The organism is Dendronalium phyllosphericum CENA369, assembly GCF_016056275.1.
Taxonomy (GTDB): domain Bacteria; phylum Cyanobacteriota; class Cyanobacteriia; order Cyanobacteriales; family Nostocaceae; genus Dendronalium; species Dendronalium phyllosphericum.
Window position 1 is genome coordinate 1,616 of record NZ_JAECZA010000142.1, and the last position, 4,267, is coordinate 5,882.

General features: G+C 43.3%; 2 protein-coding genes. Both read left to right on the forward strand.

What is annotated here, in order from left to right:
• Positions 1 to 536 precede the first annotated feature (536 nt).
• Positions 537 to 1,076 carry a hypothetical protein gene (locus I8752_RS20910; protein WP_214434213.1) on the forward strand — a complete coding sequence of 180 codons (540 nt, stop codon included), beginning with the start codon at positions 537 to 539 and terminating at the stop codon, positions 1,074 to 1,076.
• A gap of 263 nt (positions 1,077 to 1,339) precedes the next feature.
• Positions 1,340 to 4,090, forward strand: coding sequence for a cation-translocating P-type ATPase (locus tag I8752_RS20915; protein WP_214434214.1), 2,751 nt, complete (start codon positions 1,340 to 1,342; stop codon positions 4,088 to 4,090).
• The last annotated feature ends 177 nt before the right edge of the window (positions 4,091 to 4,267 follow it).

The window sequence follows — 4,267 nt, forward strand, 5'->3', positions numbered from 1 at the left end:
AATGAGAAAGCAAACTGGGGTTTGAGAAAGCATTTAAACATTTTGCTTGCTGAATCTACTGAAATGAGAAAGCAAACTGGGGTTTGAGAAAGCATTTAAACATTTTGCTTGCTGAATTTACTGAAATGAGAAAGCAAACTGGGGTTTGAGAAAGCATTTAAACATTTTGAATAAGCAATCAGGCATTTTGCTTTTACTTTTGCCTTCTTCAATCACTTTTTGTTCACATTTATGAGCAATTGTGAAATAGAAGGGTATTGAGGCAGCAGGGTTTAACAAATATGGCATTTACTTATAAAAAACTGTAGCAAATATGACAAATTCTATTGCTGTTATTTACATGAGTCTCCAACGAAGGCGCACCTACAGGAAGGGTGAAAGAAACAAGTTAAATCCTCTTTCCTTCTGCCTCCTGCCTTATTAGGAGTTGTTCTAACAGTACGGTTCTTGCTCGCACTGCAAAGCATAGTTGCTTACTATTTCGAGATTATTAATACTTCGTTTTAAACTTACTTATTTTTATAGGAGATGTTGTTATGAATTTCAGTCCAGTTAAAAATGCAATGGGCATCATTTCTAATCGTCAAGCTGCAACACGGGTGCTTGATGAACTCAGAGCTATTAACTTTCCCATGCAGAAAATTTCTATATTTACTTTAGACTCCGAACGCGAAAAGTTGCACAAGAATGTTAGTGCAGATACACATACCATGACTCCCAGCGAAGCTGCTAAAGCAGGTGCAATTACAGGAGGAACCGCTGGAGGATTGCTGGCACTCACAGCCGGACTTGGTGTATTAGTGATTCCCGGTTTTGGCCCAGCGTTAGCGGTTGAATCTGTAGTGGGTACGCTGCTAGCGGGTGGAGCAAGTGCGATGTTTGGCGGTGTTTATGGTGCTTTTCAAGGTTGGTTTGCTCCCAAAAAGCAAGCTAAATTCTATGAGCCACGCACATTCCAAGAAGAATTTTTAGTGAAAGTAGAGGGAACAGCAGATGAAATCCATCAAGCAGAAGCAATTCTGCGTTCCTGGGGTGTGCGAGATTGGCTTGTTTATGAATCTGGCAAAATTTCGTAATAACATCAATTTAAAAAAAGGTACAGTTTCAAAAGAAAAATTCATATTAAGCATTACCGATTGAAAGTATGAATTAGTCTCACGTAAAGGCAATTTAGCACGGTTTGGGGAGCCAATACCGCATAAATAATTGTTTTTTTGTCATATCAAAAAATGCCAATTGATACTCTGATTCAGCAACGCTTCATATAAAGATGATGAGTCTTAATTAAGAATTACAAATTAGTTTATTAGTTTAATAGTTTTTCAATTCGGAGACAGAGATGACAGCAAATACGATCGCTACAAATACTTTTCCTGAAACAACAAAAGATTTACTCAACTATGAATGGCACACTCTAGCAGAACAACAAGTTGTGCAAGCCTTAGCTAGTCATCCCCAAGCTGGTTTGAGCTATGAAGAAGCTACCACCCGACATCAACAAATGGGTGCAAATCAACTGAGTAGTAAAGGTGGAAAAAGTCCTTGGCTAAAATTTTTAGAGCAATTTCATCAACCACTACTATATATTTTGCTAACGGCAGGAGTGGTGACGCTGCTACTGCAAGATTGGATAGATGCAGGAGTAATTTTTGGTGTCATCCTGATTAATGCAATTGTTGGTTATATTCAAGAATCGAAAGCAGAAGGTGCGATCGCTGCTTTATCCAAAGCGATCGCCACTGAAGCAACTGTGATTCGCAATGGTCAAAAAACTCGTCTGGCTTCGACCGAACTTGTTGCAGGCGATCTAGTACTGCTAGCATCTGGGGATAAAGTACCTGCGGATCTGCGGCTATTAAGTGTGCGTGGGTTACAAGTTGACGAGTCTGCTTTAACAGGAGAATCTGTGCCGGTGGAGAAAGCGACTCCATCGCTGGCTATGGAAACACCATTAGCCGAACGCAGCAATATGGCTTATGCAGGAAGTTTTGTCACCTTTGGACAAGCACAAGGAATTGTAGTGGCGATCGCCGATGCCACGGAAACTGGTCGCATCTCGGAGTTAATTGCCAGCAGTACAAATCTGAAAACACCGCTGACGCGAAATATTGACAAGTTTAGCAAAACGCTGCTGTACTTCGTCTTGGGTTTGGCTGCCCTGACATTTGCAGTCGGATTGGGACAAGGTGAATCTTGGATTGCTGTTTTCAAAGCAGCTGTGGCTCTTGTAGTTAGTGCGATTCCAGAAGGATTGCCTGCAATTGTTACAGTCACGTTGGCGATCGGAGTTTCCCGGATGGCACGACGTAACGCGATTATTCGCAAGTTACCCGCAGTAGAAACATTGGGAAGTACCACGGTTATCTGCTCTGACAAAACTGGCACGTTGACCGAAAATCAGATGACGGTTCAGAATATTTATGCGGGTGGGCAACACTACACTGTCAGCGGTATTGGTTATGCCCCAGACGGTGAAATATTAATGAATCAGCAAGCTGTTGATTTCAATGCAGATGGACATATTGCTCTTTGGGAAACCTTGGAAGCAGGATTGCTGTGCAATGATTCGCACATCGAATGGCGAGACGGAGAGTGGAACTTAGTCGGAACCCCAACCGAGGGAGCATTGATTGCAGCTGCTAATAAAGTGGGATTGACACTAGAGAATCTAGAGCAAGAATTACCCCGAATAGATACCATTCCCTTTGAGTCTCAATTTCAATACATGGCAACTTTGCATGAATTAGATGCAAAGCGAAGGCTGAACATGATTTATCTCAAAGGTTCTGTAGAGGCAATTCTTCAACGATGCGACTACATGCTTGACGCTCAAGGACAACAGATTGCACTCAATCCAAGGGCAGTAGAACAAGAAGTTGCTCGGATGGCAAACCAAGGTTTACGAGTGCTAGCTTTCGCCAGCAAAGAAGTTGCTGCTAAACGCTCCCTAGAACGCCACGATCTCGCTCAAGAACTGGTATTTTTAGGACTGCAAGGGATAATCGATCCGCCCCGTTCTGAAGCGATCGCCGCAGTCAACGCCTGTCAATCTGCGGGGATTCAGGTCAAGATGATTACAGGGGATCACGCACTCACAGCAGCTGCGATCGCCCGCCAAATGGGTATTTGCTCCAATGAAGCACAAGTCTTCACCGGACAGCAATTAACTCAGATGAATGGAAAAAAATTTGCCAAAGCAGCCGAACAAGGTATGGTGTTTGCGCGAGTTGCCCCAGAACAAAAGTTGCGTCTAGTGAAAGCGTTGCAACTCAAAGGCGAAATTGTTGCCATGACTGGAGATGGTGTTAACGATGCTCCCGCGCTCAAGCAAGCAGATATTGGTGTAGCGATGGGTATTGCTGGGGCAGAGGTTGCCAAAGAATCTGCGGATATGCTTTTAACTGACGATAACTTCGCTTCAATTGAAGCCGCTGTAGAGGAAGGGCGCGGAGTTTACCGCAACTTGCGAAAAGCGATCGCTTTCTTGCTGCCGATCAACGTTGGCGAATCCATGACGATTTTGATTGCTATTCTCCTGGCAACTGCGCTTCCTATCATCCCAATCCAAATTCTCTGGCTAAACATGGTCAGTTCAGTAGGTTTGATTGCTCCTTTAGCCTTTGAGCCAAAATCTGGACAGGTGATGCAACAACCACCACGCAACCCCAGAGAAAAGCTTTTATCAGGTAGTTTACTCCAGCGCATCTTAGCCATTTCTGTCTTCAATTGGCTGGTAATTTTTGGGGTGTTTCAATGGATACTTCAAACTACAGGCAATGAAGCCTTAGCTCGGACAATGGCGATTAATGGATTAGTGGCGGCGGAAGTCTTTTATCTGTTAAGTATTACCCAGTTTTTACCATCTTTGGTTGCCAGAATCAAAGGTAAACACACACCCGTAGCCTATGCATCGGCAATTGGAATTGTGGTTGTAGTGACTTTACAATGTCTATTCAGTCAGTGGAGTATCATGAATCAATTTTTTGAGACAACACCTTTGACATTGGTTCAAGCTCTCATTTGCATAGGTGTCGGTTTGCCAGTAGTGTTGATAGCTCTCATCTTGCAGCGTTTCGATCCGCTCAACTAAGAATAGTGCTGAGTGCTGAGTGCTGAGTGCTGAGTAAAAACCTTTTGCTTTAAGCTTTTGAGCAATCACAACTGTCCTAAAGGGTGTGGCTACGGCTATATTTAGTTTGGTGCGTTAGGACTTTTGTCCATAACGCACCAAACATCGTTAACTACCCCAATCCCCAATCCCCAATCC